Origin of the sequence: Enhygromyxa salina (genome assembly GCF_000737335.2) — a bacterium.
GTDB classification, from domain to species: domain Bacteria; phylum Myxococcota_A; class Polyangia; order Nannocystales; family Nannocystaceae; genus Plesiocystis; species Plesiocystis salina_C.
In genome coordinates, this window is record NZ_JMCC02000006.1 from 40,479 (window position 1) to 55,791 (window position 15,313).

14 protein-coding genes are annotated in these 15,313 nt (G+C 68.3%); 7 read left to right on the forward strand and 7 right to left on the reverse strand.

What is annotated here, in order from left to right:
- The first annotated feature begins 74 nt into the window (after positions 1-74).
- Positions 75-857, forward strand: coding sequence for a nucleotidyltransferase domain-containing protein (locus tag DB30_RS02920; RefSeq protein WP_052546433.1), 783 nt, complete (start codon positions 75-77; stop codon positions 855-857).
- A gap of 30 nt (positions 858-887) precedes the next feature.
- On the opposite strand, the gene DB30_RS02925 is transcribed toward DB30_RS02920, so the two are convergent.
- Together DB30_RS02925 and DB30_RS02930 are read right to left on the reverse strand one after the other, a co-directional pair.
- Positions 888-1,532: a CAP domain-containing protein gene (locus DB30_RS02925; RefSeq protein WP_146657918.1), complete on the reverse strand. Its 645-nt coding sequence runs from the start codon at positions 1,530-1,532 to the stop codon at positions 888-890.
- Positions 1,533-1,565: 33 nt separating this feature from the next.
- Positions 1,566-1,958 carry a hypothetical protein gene (locus tag DB30_RS02930; protein WP_052546435.1) on the reverse strand — a complete coding sequence of 131 codons (393 nt, stop codon included), beginning with the start codon at positions 1,956-1,958 and terminating at the stop codon, positions 1,566-1,568.
- A 243-nt stretch (positions 1,959-2,201) separates the two neighbouring features.
- Between DB30_RS02930 and DB30_RS02935 the strand changes: the two genes are divergently transcribed.
- The 3 genes from DB30_RS02935 to DB30_RS02945 all read left to right on the forward strand — a co-directional run bounded on the left by DB30_RS02935 (position 2,202) and on the right by DB30_RS02945 (position 7,125).
- Entirely contained in the window at positions 2,202-2,882 is a 681-nt protein-coding gene (locus tag DB30_RS02935) for a hypothetical protein (protein WP_052546436.1), read from the forward strand.
- Positions 2,883-3,110: 228 nt separating this feature from the next.
- The gene (locus DB30_RS02940; protein ID WP_052546437.1) at positions 3,111-5,441 is read left to right on the forward strand and encodes a hybrid sensor histidine kinase/response regulator; all 2,331 of its coding nucleotides are present in this window, start codon (positions 3,111-3,113) and stop codon (positions 5,439-5,441) included.
- A gap of 232 nt (positions 5,442-5,673) precedes the next feature.
- Entirely contained in the window at positions 5,674-7,125 is a 1,452-nt protein-coding gene (locus DB30_RS02945) for an HNH endonuclease signature motif containing protein (protein WP_052546438.1), read from the forward strand.
- Positions 7,126-7,207: 82 nt separating this feature from the next.
- Here the strand turns inward: DB30_RS02945 and DB30_RS02950 are convergent, their stop codons facing one another.
- From DB30_RS02950 to DB30_RS02970, 5 genes are all read right to left on the reverse strand, one after another.
- Positions 7,208-7,357, reverse strand: coding sequence for a hypothetical protein (locus DB30_RS02950; protein WP_153258199.1), 150 nt, complete (start codon positions 7,355-7,357; stop codon positions 7,208-7,210).
- Positions 7,358-8,017: 660 nt separating this feature from the next.
- Positions 8,018-9,094: a hypothetical protein gene (locus DB30_RS02955; protein ID WP_052546439.1), complete on the reverse strand. Its 1,077-nt coding sequence runs from the start codon at positions 9,092-9,094 to the stop codon at positions 8,018-8,020.
- A 16-nt stretch (positions 9,095-9,110) separates the two neighbouring features.
- Positions 9,111-10,286 carry a DUF2169 family type VI secretion system accessory protein gene (locus tag DB30_RS02960; RefSeq protein WP_052546440.1) on the reverse strand — a complete coding sequence of 392 codons (1,176 nt, stop codon included), beginning with the start codon at positions 10,284-10,286 and terminating at the stop codon, positions 9,111-9,113.
- On the reverse strand, positions 10,287-11,243 hold the full coding sequence (locus DB30_RS02965; protein WP_146657919.1) for a hypothetical protein: 957 nt from the start codon (positions 11,241-11,243) through the stop codon (positions 10,287-10,289).
- Between the two features lie 87 nt (positions 11,244-11,330).
- Positions 11,331-12,479 (reverse strand): hypothetical protein, encoded by a 1,149-nt coding sequence (locus DB30_RS02970; protein WP_052546442.1) that lies wholly within the window; start codon positions 12,477-12,479, stop codon positions 11,331-11,333.
- Between the two features lie 197 nt (positions 12,480-12,676).
- On the opposite strand from DB30_RS02970, the gene DB30_RS02975 reads away from it, so the two are divergent.
- Genes DB30_RS02975 through DB30_RS02985 form a run of 3 tightly spaced genes read left to right on the forward strand, consistent with a single transcriptional unit; the run spans position 12,677 to position 15,307 of the window.
- Positions 12,677-13,387 (forward strand): hypothetical protein, encoded by a 711-nt coding sequence (locus DB30_RS02975; protein WP_052546443.1) that lies wholly within the window; start codon positions 12,677-12,679, stop codon positions 13,385-13,387.
- An 11-nt stretch (positions 13,388-13,398) separates the two neighbouring features.
- Positions 13,399-13,914 (forward strand): nucleoside deaminase, encoded by a 516-nt coding sequence (locus DB30_RS02980; RefSeq protein WP_052546444.1) that lies wholly within the window; start codon positions 13,399-13,401, stop codon positions 13,912-13,914.
- A 13-nt stretch (positions 13,915-13,927) separates the two neighbouring features.
- Positions 13,928-15,307 (forward strand): Vgb family protein, encoded by a 1,380-nt coding sequence (locus tag DB30_RS02985; protein ID WP_146657920.1) that lies wholly within the window; start codon positions 13,928-13,930, stop codon positions 15,305-15,307.
- Positions 15,308-15,313: the final 6 nt, after the last annotated feature.

A 15,313-nucleotide genomic window follows, 5' to 3' on the forward strand; every position in this document is an offset into this window, starting at 1 on the left:
CCGCCTGACCCAGATCGGCGAGACCCTAATCCTGCCCCGGTTCGTAGGCTTCCGAACGTGCTATTCAGCACCTCATGCTCGAGCAGCCCGGTCCAGACCTCGATCTATGCCGCCGCTACGTGGCCCTGCGGCCGCCGCCCGGAAGGCTGCTGATGTGCGGCGTGACGGGCAGCCACCACTACGGCTTCTCGTCGGCCGACAGCGACATCGATCTCAAGGGCATCCACCAGCTCCCGACCGAGCGGATCGTGTCCTTGTTTCCGGGCCGCGATAACCACGACGCGCTCGAGGTGTTCGAGGACGTCGAGTGCGACCTGACCACCAACGAGCTCGCCCAGGCGCTGCGGCTGCTCATCAAGGGCAACGGCAACCTTCACGAGCGACTGGCGAGCCCGTTTCAGCTGGTCACCAACCAACTCGTCGACGAGCTGCGCGAGCTGGGCCTTCGCGCCCGCAGCCGGGCCAGCCATGGCCACTATCGCGGGTACCTGCACGGCATGCGGCGCGAGCACGAGAAGCAGGAGCCGCCCCGGGCCAAGTCGCTGCTCTACACCTACCGCGTGGCCCTGACCGGCATCCACCTGCTCGAGACCGGCGAGCTCGTGGCCCACCTGCCCAGCCTCGCGCCCGAGTACGGGTTTTCAGAGGTGCTCGAGCTGGTCGAGGTCAAGATCGCTGGCGCCGAGAAGGAGCCCGCCCCCGAGCCGCTGGCCACCCAGCTGCGCGCGCGCTGGCCCGAGCTCGAGGCCCGCATCGACGCCGCCCGCGATCGCAGCCCGCTGCCCGAGCAGGCGACCAACGTCGATGAGATCGAGGCGTGGCTGGTCGCCCGCCGCCGCGAGGGCTTTGGCGCCTGAGCTCGGCTCAGGGCCCGCCCCGCGCTCGGCTCAGTTGAAATTCTGCACAGCCCAGTAGTCGCCCTGCGCGGTCTGGAAAAACCCGCAAGCGACCCGGGTGTAGTTCGGGTTGCTCATGTTGATGTAGTGCCCATGCTCGGAGAACGGCTCGCCCGGGCCCTCGGCCCACATCTGCGCGAGGCAGCCGTCGAGCAGCTGGGTGACCGGGCCAGGCCAGCCGGGGCACTCGTTTTGGGCTGACTCGCCGCACATCCCAAACGCGCCGTGCGGCGTGTTGGTCATCGCGTCGCTCTGCGCTTCGCCGTCCGAGCAGACCTCGGCGTCCGTCCAGCGCTGCAGCGGCGGCAGGTTGAGCGTCGCCCGGTAGCCGTTGATGACCTCGACGCAGTAGGTGGCCTCGGCTTCGTAGGGATTGCCGCTGTCGCCGTCGCCGTCGCCGCCGGGATCACCGTCGCCGTCGCCGCCGGGATCACCGTCACCGTCGCCGTCAGGATCACCGTCGCCGTCGCCGCTGGGATCGCCGTCGCCGCTGGGATCACCGTCACCGTCACCATCGCCGCCGCTGGTCTCGGGCATCCCGTCGGCGCCCGTGCCCACACTCTCACGGGTTGGGGTGCCGCCATAGCAAGCGAGCCCCGCAACACAAACCCACCCAAGCAGTCCAAGTCGGCGCATGGCCAATGATAGCCGACCTCGGCCGCGGGCGCGTCACCAAGCGACACCAAGAAAGTCGGAGACGGGCACGAGGCGACCCGTGCCGTCCCGAAGACGAATGATGACGACGTTGTCGTAGAACTGGATCTTCTCAACGTTCGTCAGTTCGGCGCGCTCGCCGTCTCGCCCTCGGTAAAACGCAACGTTGGGTCCCTCGCCGTCCATCCTGAAGTTTTCGAGGGCGCGACCGACTTCCTCGGGCGGACTCTCGACCTCGACCTTGACCGTGTTCTCGGCCTGCTTCGAGCTCGGTCGCGGGATCGCAGACGCGCCTGCGATGCAGCGGGTCGACACGTCCAGCCGCTCCGGTCGCGTCGGCTCACCGTCTCGGTTCAGATCCGTCCAGCGGTAGGTGGTGTGCCACACAGTGCAGTCATCCTCGGTCATGCCCGACCCGTCTTCGTATCCCCTCCCCGGTTCGAACGGAGCGCTCGGGTGTGCCACCTCGACCTCGTAGGTTCGCGCCCGCGCGGAGCGGTGACTACACCCGGCGCAGAGAGTCGTGAGCGCTACCAGGACCAAAGACGAACGTACCAGTCGCATGGCTGAATGGTCGTATGGCATCCGCCCCCATTCAACGCTTGGGTCGGGGCGCTCGCACGATGGTTCACACGGTACACTGTGCGGACAGTGAGCCGCGCGTGGACCCTCGTCTGTCGGGCTTGTCGCGCCGATCTCTCGGTCGCGCTGACAGAGATCGAGATCGACGCGGATCCGGTTCAGGTCGTCAAGGGCCGCGACATGCTCCCACGCGGTTGCATGTGGCGGGCGCGGGCGGGCTTCGCCGAGTTCGAGATCGCGGCCAACGAGATCCTGTGCTGCAGCGGCGACCTCCCAACGGCCGTGCTCGGCGGTAGCACCGGCTGCTGCGGGCCCGACGGACTCGACGGGCCCAACCTGCGCTGTGTATGCGGGGCCGCGTTCGCTACCGCATTTGGCGATTGCTGGCAGCCGCATGTCGTCTCCGTGAGTCCCAAGCGGGTGGTCTGTGCACCCGCGACACCGGAGGTCAGCGTGCATGTGTATCCGCCGGACAGCTCGCATCCATCGGCGTGGGCGTTCGCGGCGTGGTTGCATGAAGTGCTTGGGACTGACGATTGGTACGGGCTCGAGCTCGAGTTGCTGGTGCAGGCGTGGGCCGGCCGCGCGCCAACGCCGGTCGTGATCGTCTGGCTCGATACGCCCCGCGAACGCGCCGCGGGCGTCCCGGTGCAGGAGCTCATCGCGGCGATCGGTCGGCTCGCAGGCGCACCGATCAGCGTGGTCACACCGATCAGCGACGGCTCGAGCTACGCGCGGCAGGCCGAGTGAAGCGTCCCAAAGCACGGATGTCCGCGACGCAACCCGCGCGGCCCCTCGCTCCGCCGTGCGCGCGTCTTCACCAGCTGGCTGCACGCATTTCACAGATCGGCGGCCGCTTGCGGCCAGGCGTCGCTCCTCGACTGCATTTCAATAGCGGGCGCCCCCCGCTCCGTCGACGTCGGTCTGGAAGCATTCCATGTTGGCAGCAGGGCTCGCACGAGCCGTACCACAACCGAGATGGACGCACGCCTCAGCGAAGAGATCACCAGGCGCATGGGTGTCTGCCCGTCGTTCTTCGGGCTCGCGCGGGCCAACGAGACCGTCTCCCGCCACCTGTGGTTGCACGCCCAGGGGGCCTACCTCGACAACCCCCTGCCCGCGCTCTTCAAGGAGCGCCTGTTCGTCTACCTCTCCAGGTTCTGTGGGGTGCGTTACTGCCTCACGCGGCACGCGGCGTTTCTCATGGGTCGCGGCTACGTCTCGGGTGACCCCGCGTGCCCGCCCATGTCCGGTCCCGACGTGCTCGAGTTGCTAAAGCGCGAGCCGCCGAGCAGCGCGGAGATCGTCCGGCACTCCGAGCGCCTGTTGAGCGTTCCGGGCCGTCCGATGTCGTGGCCCGCGCCAAATAGCGATCTCGAGGACGCGATCTTTGGCTGCTGCGTCGCTGTGTTCCTGCACTCGGCACACGCTGTGTTTCCGAACGAAGCCCTTCGGCACGCTCTGTCGCCGCATGACTACTGCAGCCTCGTCGAGCTGCTGTCCTTCGTCCGGGTCGCACACTTCTGGACGGAGAGCTTCCCAGGCCTGACCCACGAGCACGACGTCGAGCAGCTCCTCTCGGAGCAGATCGAGATCGCGACCTGGATTGACGCCCAGTACTCGAGTCAGCCGAACGTGATGGGTCATCCGAGCGTCCTCCACACGCAGCTCGTCACGGGTCTCTCGTCGTTGCGGCGGCTGGTTCTGACCGCGTCCCGAGGGGACGCGCTCATGGGCGCCGAGGCCCTGCTGCGCACGGAGGTGCTGCAAGCCTCCTTCAATTCACTTCAAGCCCAAGTCGGGGCCGCGCGCCCGAACAGCGTCGAGGCCTACGCCTGGGTCCACGACGCGAAGACCCACGAATTCAGCTTCGTGGGCAGCGCGTACCAGCGAATCTTTCAACACGTCGGCGACAGTCACAAAGACCGCTCCGCCTGGCTCGAGCTCGTTCACCCCGAGGACCGCCACCTCGCCAAGGCCAGCCTCGAAGCCGGCCTCGCGGGCGCCGCTTTCGATGTCGAGTACCGAGTCACCTCACCGGCTCGCGGCCTGCGCTGGGTCTCGGAGCGTGGAACGCCGATCCACGACGACCACGGGCACCTCGAGCGTGTCGTGGGCGTCGTGTGTGACATTACGGATCGCAGGCGGCAGGAGAGCCAGCATCTGCAGAGGGCGCAGCGGATGCATTCGGTAGGCACGCTGGCCGCCCGGGTCGCCCATGACTTCAACAATCTGCTCATGGTCATCACGGGTAACTCGGAGCTGCTCGCCGATCACCTGGACTCCGACGGCCCCGCCATGGAGTACTTGCGGCCGATCGGCCGCGCCGCGGAGCGTGCCGCGGAGCACGTGGAGCGTCTGCTGGCGTTCGCCCGCAAGAACGATGAGAGCCCGCGAACCGTCAACTTGAACGAGGAGATCGAGGAGCTCCGTCACGTCTTCCAGCACCTCGTGGGGAGCTCGGTGGAGCTCGAGATCCGCTGCGACCCGGCGATCTCTGCGATCGAGTGCATCCCAACTGATATCGAGCAGATCCTGCTCAACCTGGTCGTGAACGCCAAGGACGCCGTGGCGGAGTCCGGTCGCATCACCATCGAGACGCGCGTGGCCGATGCCGAAGATCAGGGCGCGCCGTGGGTGCAGCTGCTCGTCTCCGACACGGGCTGCGGCATGTCCCCGGAGACCATGAGCAAGGTCTTCGAGCCGTTCTTCACCACCAAGGACCCCGGACAGGGCACCGGGCTGGGGCTCGCCACCATCTACAGAATCGTCGAGGACCTCGGCGGGCGCACAACAGTGGAGAGCGAGCTCGGTCGAGGCACGACGTTCACGCTGTGGTTCCCCGGCTGCACACAACAGTCGCAGCAGAAGGGAACGCTGCAACCTCTCGACCGCACAATAGGTGCGGAGACCGTGCTGCTCTGCGACGACGACGCCATGGTCCGCCGGGTGCTGTCACAGGTGCTGCGAGCTTCCGGCTACGTCGTCCTCGAAGCGATCGACGGCCTCGCGGCCCTCGACGTCGCAAAGCAGCACGCCGACTCCATTGACATGGTGATCACCGACGTGAACATGCCGCGACTCGACGGCCACGGCCTCGCCGATGCTCTCGTCGCGGAAGGACTCGATGTCCCGGTCATCCTGCTCACTGGGTATGGGGAAACGCCTGGAGTCGAGCGACCCGGTGTGCACCGCGTCGAGCTCGCCAAGCCGATTCGTCGTCACGATCTTCTGTTGAACATGCGTGATTGCTTCGAGGCGCATGCCCGGAGCAGCGAAGCCAAGCGGCGGCCAGCTCCTCCGAAGTGAACAGGCTTCCGCGGAGGCCTTCGCTAGATCAGCCCGCCCGCGGGCCGACCTACGAGCGCTGCCGCGCCCAACGCCCAGGCTTCAGCGGAAGCCTCCGCGAGCGCTCTCGACGGGCGATCCTCTTCCACCACGGCGGACTCGATTTACTGCCAGACCTGGCCTGACTCCACTCAAAAGCCTGAAGAGCCACATTGGCGCCTGACCTGAACATCGGGATACGTACAATAGACGAATGTCCGATGCCGCGACATTGCACGATTCGTTGAACCAGGAACAGCTCCAGGCGATCGGCGATGAGATCGCTACATTTGCTGCACGAATCGACGTCGCCGAGCATGCCCTCATCACGCGGCTTCGGGTCTTCGATGCCCACGAAGCGTGGGGCGGCACGGGGTTTCTCTCGTGTGCGCACTGGCTCAGCTGGCGGATCGGCATTGGGCTAAAGGCGGCACGCGAAAAGGTCCGGGTTGCGCGGGCGCTCGGCACATTGACAGCGGTTGATGCGTTGTTTAGCCGGGGTGAGCTCAGCTATTCAAAGGTCCGGGCGATAACCCGCGTCGCCACGCCCGAGAACGAGCAAGAGTTCATTGACGCTGCGGTCCACGCGACCGCGTCGCAGATCGAACTGCTGACCCGGGCCTACAAGCGCTGCCGCGTACAAGCAGAGATCCCTGGCGAGCTGCCGCGAGACCAGCGCCGCTTCGTCCGGCGAGCCGAGACCCTTGGAGGCATGGTTCGCATCGAGATGCAGTTGACCCCGGAGGAGGCTGCTGTGGTCTGGGAGGCCATGCAATCAGCCATGTCTACCGGCGAGGCAGAGGCTTCCGCGGAGGTCTCCGTGGCACCGTCGCCAACCCTTCAGGCGCCCAGCGCACAGGCTTCCGCGGAAGCCTCCACTGAGCCGACCCACGCACAGGCTTCCGCGGGCATGCCTGCAGATCCCCTGGCCGCCACCTACGGCGAGGAGCTGCAGCAACAGCAGGCCGACGCGATCGTCAATATCGCGCGGGCCTATCTACAGCACAGCCCCCGCACGCTCAGCTCCGGCTATGAGCTGGTCGTCATCACATCTGAGGACCAACTCGAGCACGGTCCCGGTGGGGTCGGTGGGTTCTTGCGTGATGGCACGCCGGTCCCGCTGCACGTGGCGCGCATGCTCGCGTGCGACAGCGCCCGGGTCGATGTCGTGACCGGTGCGGACGGGGAGCTGCTCGACGTCGGTCGCAGCACGCGTTCGATCCCCTCCGCGATCACGCGCGCGCTGTGGCTGCGTGACGGCGGGTGCCGGGTGCCGGGCTGCGGTCGAAAGCGGCATCTGCATGGTCACCACATTCAAGCGTGGGCAGAAGGCGGGCCAACCCGCTTGGCAAATCTAGTGCTCGTCTGCCCGGGTCACCATCGCATGATTCACGAGGGCGGGCTGTCCGTGGAGGTTCGAGCTGACAAGATCATGTTCATCGATCAGCGCGGTCACACAATATTGGCCGCGCCCCCGCGCGTCGGGAGTGACCAAGAGTTAGAGGCGCTCGAGCGGTTCTTGCGTGAGGCGGATCTGCACATCGACGCCAGCACGACAACGCCCAAGTGGGATGGTCGGCCGATGAACCTGTCGGACACGCTGGACTGGATGTTCATCGCCGACAGGAGCCGGGCGGTGGGGACGGGGGTGGGGACGACCAACTGACCGATTGCCCCTCCACCCATCATCGTCGCAGCTCGCGTTGCCCGGGGAGCGGTGGTCTCCGTCGGGGGGCTGCCTGTCGCGCCTATCGCAATTGCCCAAGACTTCGCAACACAAACGCGCGTCGCTCGAGTAGCTCGTGTTGCTCGTCCTCGTCCAGGTCAACCTGTTCAACATCGGCCAAGATCTCGTCGATCTCCTGCAGTGCCGAGCACAGCTCACCTCGAGAGATCATCAACTCCACAATGTCCAGAACGAGATCTCCCGGTGGGCGGACATACAGCGCGCCAGTGCCGCACACCCTGCGTTCGTTCCGGGTTAGGTGCGGAGCTGAGGCCCAAGGGCGAGGAGCGGCGACGACGCTGTACCGGGCGTACTGCTAGGAGCTGCGACACTGCCATTGGGCCTCAGTGCCGTGCATAACCCGGAACGAACTTAGGGTGTGCGGCACTAGCCTCACGGAGCGCCTGTTCCGCCTCAGCGTGACGTCCACAGCGGGTGAGGTACGCGCCCGTCGCTCGGTGCCAGACACGCCGGTCATTCGCATCTTCCCATATCGGCCGATTCTCTCGAATGAGTTGCTCGCATTCGTCGAAGCGAAACATAGATGACAGCGAATGCATCATGAGTGCAAGCGCAGGGACGTTGCCGGGCCGGCGAGCCAAGAAATCCTGGCACAGCTCGTAGAGAGTGGCGTTCTCCCCGTTCTCAAACGCCGAAACCATGGTCTCCCATAGTGACCTCTCCCAGTCAGTCAGTAGTAGGGGCATCAGTCGTACTCTCCCTCTAGCGCCCCGCGCGGGTCGGACTCCTGCCTCGGGCCATGTCGAACAGGCCGCCACGTACGAACTGGCTCCGACGGCAACGAGGATGCTGTCGACGAATCCACCGCTTGCTAGCGCACGATCACGACCCCGCGCAGCTCCCCGTCCGAGCGCACTTGCACCGCCGCCGTGTCCCCTGCCGCGTAGTCCCCTTCGATCGCCGCCGCCGCGACGACCAGCGCCAACACCCCTGCCGCGACGCCGATCTCACCGACCGAGGCCGAAGGCCAGACCACCGGCAGCCGCTCGCGCGGGGTCCTGTACCCACGCAGCAGCGCATGCGTGTGCTCCCAGGCGTCGTAGCGCTCGCCGTTGAAATTCCCAGCAATGAACGCAATCTCGGACTCGGGGATGTCGGCGTCCTGCGACGCGGTCGTGAGCGCCGAGGTGAACGCCTCACCCACGGAGTACGCGGTCCCGCGCACCGTCGCGCGCTCGTACCCCAGGCCGATGCCGCGGACACACACACCCTCGGGCGCGGCTACTGTTTCCTCGGCCGGCAGGTCGGACTGCGGTGTTCGGACCGCGCGCCCCACCCAAACGAACGCCGCCCCCTCGCCGGGCACCAACCCCTGCGATTGCTTTGGGCCAAGCAAGCGATCACCCTGGGCCAGCGCCTGCAAGTCGACCTTGCGCAGCAGCGAGTCCGCGCCCCCGATCACGCACCCAACCTCGCCCGCGATCGCCTGGGTCTCCAGCAGCTCCCGCGCGATCCCCAGCGCCTCGACGCAGCCCGCGGCCCCGCTGCGCAGCACTCGGGAGCAGGGCGCAAACCGAACCCCGACCAGCGCCTCGAGCCGCCGCAGCAGCTCGCTGTCGCTGACGCCCGCGCTCAGCGGGTGCGCGCGCTCGGGCTCGGGCACCAACCACAGCAGTGCAGGCTCGGCGCCCGCGGCCGGCTTGCCCACGCACTCGAGCAACGCCCGCCCAGCGAGGTTGAGTAGCCACTCGCCCGGGTCCGCGCGCAGGCGGGGATCCGCGGACACCCGCGCGCCGATCTGCGCTTCTTCGTCATCGAGGATCGGCGCTTCGATCGGCGCGAAGCGCTTGATGCCCGCTCGGATCGCCGCGCAGGTCTGCGGCGCGGTGAGGCCAACGGCGGTCACCGCTCCGTAGCCAAGGATCTGCATGGTCGAGTCGATCACCATCACGCACCGCCATCACTCAGTAGAAATACGGCCGCCCGACCGGGACCTGATCCGCGCCGCGCAGCTGCACATAGCACTTGCCGCTGGCCCGGGCGCGCAGCCACCCCGGCGGCACGTGGCCGATCACCAGCTCCTCGATCGGCGGGGTCGAGCGCGCGACCGGCAGCGCGACCCGCCCCGTCAAGCTCAACCGCCGCCGCTCGGGATCGATCTCGATCGTGTCGACGCGCAGGCCCACCCGCTCGAGCTGCCCCGCCCTGATCGCCCTGCTCGCCCTGATCGCCCTGATCGCGTGGATCGGCACGTCCAGGTGCGGCAGCCGAAACAGCCACTCGCCCTCGGGCGTGAGGTTGACCAGCCGGACGGGCTCGCCGCCGACGAAGCGCTCGAGCTGCTGATCCGCCGCGACCGACTGATTGCAGGCGGGATCGTGATCGTGCGGCAGCAACGGCCAGCGCCGCCGCTGCCAGCCAATGTCAAAGGTCCCCGCCAGCGCCCGCCGGGGCAGCCACGCCCGCGAGACCACCCCAAACCCCGCCGGTACACAGGCGGTCTGCCGCCGCACCATGGTCGACGCAGGATCTTCAACGTTGGGCAGCTCGCTGAGCACCGCAGGATCACCCGAGCGCGCCCCCGCCCAGCCGATGCCAAGGGGATTGCGCTGATCGAGATCGAGCTCGCCGTCACGCCCGCGCACCGTGCCGCCGTAGGCCCGCTCCCAGCCCAGCGGCATCGACACGAAGGGCAGCGGTTCCCCGGGCTGATCGTCGACCCAGACCCGATCACCGGTGACCAACAAGCTCTTGATCAGCTGGGCCTGGCCCGCGTCGTGGGCCGCCTCGCTGCTCTGGACCCCGTCTGGGTGACCCACGTGGAGCTCGACGAACAGCTTGTCGATCGGGCGCCCACGCGGCGCGTGGGCCTGGGCGCCCACCACCACCACGTCAACGCGGGGCTTGAACAGCGCCAGATCGGTGTCGGCGAGCGGGCTGCCCAGGCTGGGATCCCCGATGAACTCATCGCACAGGCGGATCGGCGCCGGGTCGGGCACCAGCTGCGGGCGGCCGTCCGCGCCGATCTCGAACGTGGCCTTGACCACCAACAGCACCGCCTCGCCGCCCTGCCCGTCCGGCGTCAGCAGGTGCGTCGCCTCGAAGGGCGTGCGGTTGTCCAGCCTGGAGATCGTCGACACCTAGCTCCACCTCCCAGCGCGGTCGAGCCCGACCGGCCAGTAGGGCATCGCCGTGAGCACGTCGACCCAGGTCTGGTGCCGCTCGTCTCGCAGCCAGCCCAGCAACATCTGCTCCGGGGCGACGTGGCGATCGATCTCGGTCAGCGCCGCGTTGATCTCGTGGCACAGCGCCCAGTAGGCCTGGATCACCCCGATCACCTGCGGATGCCCCACCGGCCCGAACAAGTGATCCGCGAAGGCGCGCTCGAGCGCTCGAGCGGCGGAGTCCGCCCCGCGCTGCAGGTGTTCGTCGACAACCCGGGCCCACCACCGCTCGACCTGCGCCAAGGCCCGCCCGAGCGCGCGCAGGTACGAGTTGTACGCGAGCCGGTGAAACTCGCTGGCGTGCTCGAGCGCGACGGGCTTGAACCCACCCGCGCGCAGATCAAAGCCGGCGCCAAGCAGGCGCTCGAGCCCGCGCTGGGTCCCGTGGCGCAGCTCGAAGTCGAAGGCTTGGGGCCGGTGGGTGTCCGCTTCGACGATCTGCAGGGTCCGCATGCTCGGCCGCGGCTCGGGGCTCACGCCGATCGGCGACATCACCAGGTACGCGAGCTTGGCGTGGAGCTTGGGCGCCTCGATCGAGAGCCGCTCGATCAACAGCCGCTCGGGTGCGGGCGGGATCAGCTGGTCCGGCGCGCCCTCGGCCTCGCTGCCCCACGCGGCGTCGTCGTCAAATCGCGGGGTCGATCCCCCGCGTGGCGCCGGGCCCAGCGCTGAGAACCGGCGGTGATAGTCGCGGTAGATCGCCAGCACGCGCGGGTGCGAGGCCACGCCGGCCGGCCAGCGCAGCTTGATCGCCTTGCGCCCAAGCGTGGCGATGAGCCGCTCCCACCACGGCTCGAGCTCGTCGAGCGCCGCGCCAAGCTCGCTCACGTACGCGGAGTAGAGCTCCGCAACCTCTCCCTCCAAGTCCGGCATGACGACGGCCCCGCGGGGCGGCGGCACATGTTAGCGCCCGAAGGCCACGCGTGTCGACGCTCCGTGCTCGAGCGCTGGCTGTGGGTCCTAAGACTTCCCGGGTGGCTTGGGTTGAAACGGGGTCATCAAGCGCAGCAGCTCGGCCTGATGGACCATCTCGGTCTCGGGGTCGTCGCTGTCGAAGTCGTCGTCGTCGTCGTCGTCGTCGTCATCGAGCGGCGCGCCGACAAAGCCAACGTAGCCCCGCGACGGCGCTGGTGCGACGGGCTGCGCTGCGCTCGGTGTGACCGGGCGCGCGGGCGTGGGCCGCACGGGCGCCCGCATGGGCGACGATCCCACCCCGGCCGGCAGCCGCGACGGAGGGACTTGCTTGGGCGCGGGCGCGGGCGCGGGGATCGGCGCGGGCGCGGGAACCGGCGCGGGAGCTCGCGGCTGCGGTGCGGGTGCCCGCGGCGTTGCCATCGGCGTGGGCGGTTGGGCGGCTGGGCTCCACAGCGGAGGACCGGCGACGTGGCCCGGTGGCGCGACGGGCATGCGATGCACGGGCGGGCGATCCATGTGCTGGGGCTCGGGCGGGGGCGCGACGGCTCGAGCCGGGATCGGGCTTTGCCTCGCTGGGGTCGGCGGCTGCATGGGCACCGATGCGCTCGGGAGCTCCGCCCCGGGAGCCAAGACGACGGTCGCTTCAGTCCGGCCCCCCTGCGACGCCCCCGAGCCGCCGGGACCGTGGGCGCCAAACAGCTCCTCGGAGGTCAGGAATTCCGTGGCGAGCTCCTGATCGTCGTCGTCCTCATCCTCCTCGCCTTCGCCGAACAGCTCCTCGGAGCTCAAGAACTGAGTCCTGGGCTCGGGCTCGGCCTCGGGGAACAGATCCGCCGCCGACAAGAACTCCGTCCGCATGCTGGGATCGAGCGGCTGCTCTTCCAGCAAGATCGTGCGCTTGGGTGAGGAGGTGCTCGACGAGCTCAGGAACTCCGTGCGCTGGGGACCCGCGTCGGATCCGAACAGCTCTGCCTCTGAGATGAACTGGGTGCTGGGCTCGTCCTCGTCCCCGTCGCCCCCGTAACCCCCGTAGTCATCGCCGGCCGGGGGCGGCTGAGGGTTGACCGCCGCGTAGCCCCCGGTCGGCCGCAGCTTGGGTCGACGCGGCCGCGAGCGCGACCACAGCGACCACGCGATCAACAGACACGACGCCGCTCCGAGCAAGCTAGCGCCGACGATCACGTAGATGCCCATCCCCTTTATCGGTTAGACCCGACGGCCCTCCGCCGTCAACCAATGCGACGTCTTCATCGCCAGTTCTTCGCCGCCAGCTCGGGATCGCGTCCGCTGAGCCGCCCGATCGCGGTGATATTGATCTTTGGGACAGACCGGCGCGGCTGCGCGAGCGGTTGACAGCCGGCGCCAACCCAAGCATCCCATGCGCGAACCCCATGAGTGACGACCTGCTGGCCCCCGGACTGCCCCCGCCTGATCCGCGCTCGAGCACTGGCTCGGGCCAGGGGACCGGACCGATCGGTCCGATGGTGGCGATCGGCGCCCTGTTGATCGCAGCTTTCGGGTTCGCGCTGTTTGGTATCGGCTACGCGGCAGGCTGGTGGGGCGCCGCCAGCGACAAGCCCGACGACGAGCCACCCGCGGTCGCGAAGGCCAAACCAGACGTCGCCGAGGCCCCGGTCGAGCCCGCGTTCGCTGGCGCCGAGCTGACCCCCGAGGTCGACCCACTCGCCGGTCCCGTCGAGGTCGAACGCGACGAGTGGGAGCTCGCCGGCCTCGAGCCGGTCCCCGAGATCGAGCCGCGCACAAACGGACGCGGGGGATCAGGCGGCGCGGGCTCGGGTTCCGCGGACGGCTCGGGCAGCTCGGCCAACTCGGGGGCGGGCACCCGGTGGGCGGGGCCACGCGTGAGCGTGACGTTGGTCCTCAAGCACTACCAGCGCGTCGAAGTGAAGCTTGGCGGCCGGGTGCTCGACCTCGACAGCGACAAGACCGTCAAGATCCGGCCCGGCGGCTACCGCATCGAGCTGCGCAAGACGGTCGACGCTCCGTGGCAGCCAGCGGGGCTGATCGAGATCGAAGAGGATCACAGCTACCGCGTGACGCTGCTGGATCCCCCCCTCGCCAAGCTCGAGATCGTGAAGTGAAGTGAAGTGAAGTGAGCGACGACCATCGACAGCTGCTCGCCCGCGCCGTCGAGCTCGCGCTGGCCAACGAGGCCCGCGGCGGCCTGCCGGTCGGAGCCGTGATCGCTCTGCGCGGCCGGATCATCGCCGAGGGCGCGTCCGAGGTCCCCGGGCCGCCCTACCACCCCGGTCGCCACGCAGAGATGCAGGCGCTGTCGCGGGTCGCGATCGAGCTGTGGCCCGAGGCCGCGCAGATGGTCGTGGTCACCACCCTCGAGCCCTGCTTGATGTGCTTCGGCGCGTGCTTGCTGCACGGGATCGGGCGCGTCGTGTTTGGCGCGATCGATCAGCGCGGCGGGGCCAGCTTCATCCGCCCCCATCTGCCGCCCTACTACCAGACCAGCGGGGACCAGAATGGGGACCAGACCGGCGGGCCGATCGGCGGGCCGGCGTGGCATGGGCCGCTGGATCCGGGCACCTGCGATCCGCTCTACCAACGCACGGATCAGGCCTTCGCCAAGCTGCCCTGTGGCCGCCCGCAGCCGTGATAACGTGGGTTCCATGTGGATTGAACGACTCGCAATCGCAAGCGCGCTCGTGGTCGCCGGCTGTGGCGACGACGCGGCCAGCGACGCCGACACCCAGAGCTCCACCGTCCCCGAGACCTCCGACACCAACGAGCCAAGCGGCGACGGCGACGGCGACACTGGCGATGGCGATGGCGACGGTGATGGTGACACCGGTGATGGCGACGGCGATCCCGGCGGCGACGGTGACGGCGATCCCAACGTCAAGTTCGACATGGCCCCGATCCCCGACGAGCCCGCCGAAGGCTGCATGGGCATGGGCATGGGCGGCGAGGACGTCGAGTTCTCGTACATCTGGGTGGCCAACAGCTCCGAGGGCACGCTCAGCAAGATCAACACCCAGACCCTCGAGGAAGAGGCTCGCTACATCACGCGCCCCGATCACGCCGGTCGGCCGTCGCGGACCTCGGTCAACCTCTCGGGCGACGTCGCCGTGGCAAGTCGCGATGGTGGCATCAGCAAGTTCTTCGCGCGCCCCGACGACTGCGCCGAGCAAAACGGCATGCCCGACCTCCAGACCTCGACGGGCAAGAACGACGTGATCGCGTGGGATCTCGAGGAGTGCCGCAGCTGGTACACGCCCTTCGTCGGCCAGAGCCTCGCCAACCGTCCGGTCGCGTGGACGGCCGGCGTGTTCGATCAAGGCAGCTGCACGTGGGTCAACCAAAAACTGTGGACCCAGACCGCGCTGCTTGGCCAGCCCGGCTCCATGCAGATCCATCGCCTCAACGGTGAGACCGGCGAGATCGAGGACACGGTCCCCGCCCCCAACGTCGTTCTGGGCTCGTGGGGTGCGTACGGTGGGGCCGTCGATGGCGACGATAATTTTTGGTTCTCGACCCACGGCAGCGGCAACCCACCCACGCTCAGCCGCGTCGACAACGACACCTTGGACATCACGACCTGGCCCGTGCCAAACGGGCTGTCGCCCTACGGCATGACCTTCGACAGCGAGGGCCACGCGTGGGTCGCCGGCTACGCGGGCGGCACCGCTCGGTTCACCCCGGACAGCGAGACCTGGGACGTCGTCAACGTGACCGGGCTCGGGATGCAGGCCGACAGCGTCGGCCGCGTGTGGGTTGGGACCTACGGCGGCCAGGGCTCGGGCGTGACCGCGATCGACGTCAACACGCTCGAGATCCTCGACTTCATCGCGCTGCCAAACGCGGGCGTGACCAAGGGCGTCAGCATCGATTTTTACGGGTACGTGTGGGTCGTCAACATGGCCAGCAGCGCGTACCGTGTCGATCCCGACACCCACATGTACCAGTCCTACGACGGCCTCAACGGGGCGTACACCTACTCCGACATGACCGGCGCCGGCTTGAAGAACGTGGCGTTCCCGCAGGGCTGAGCGACA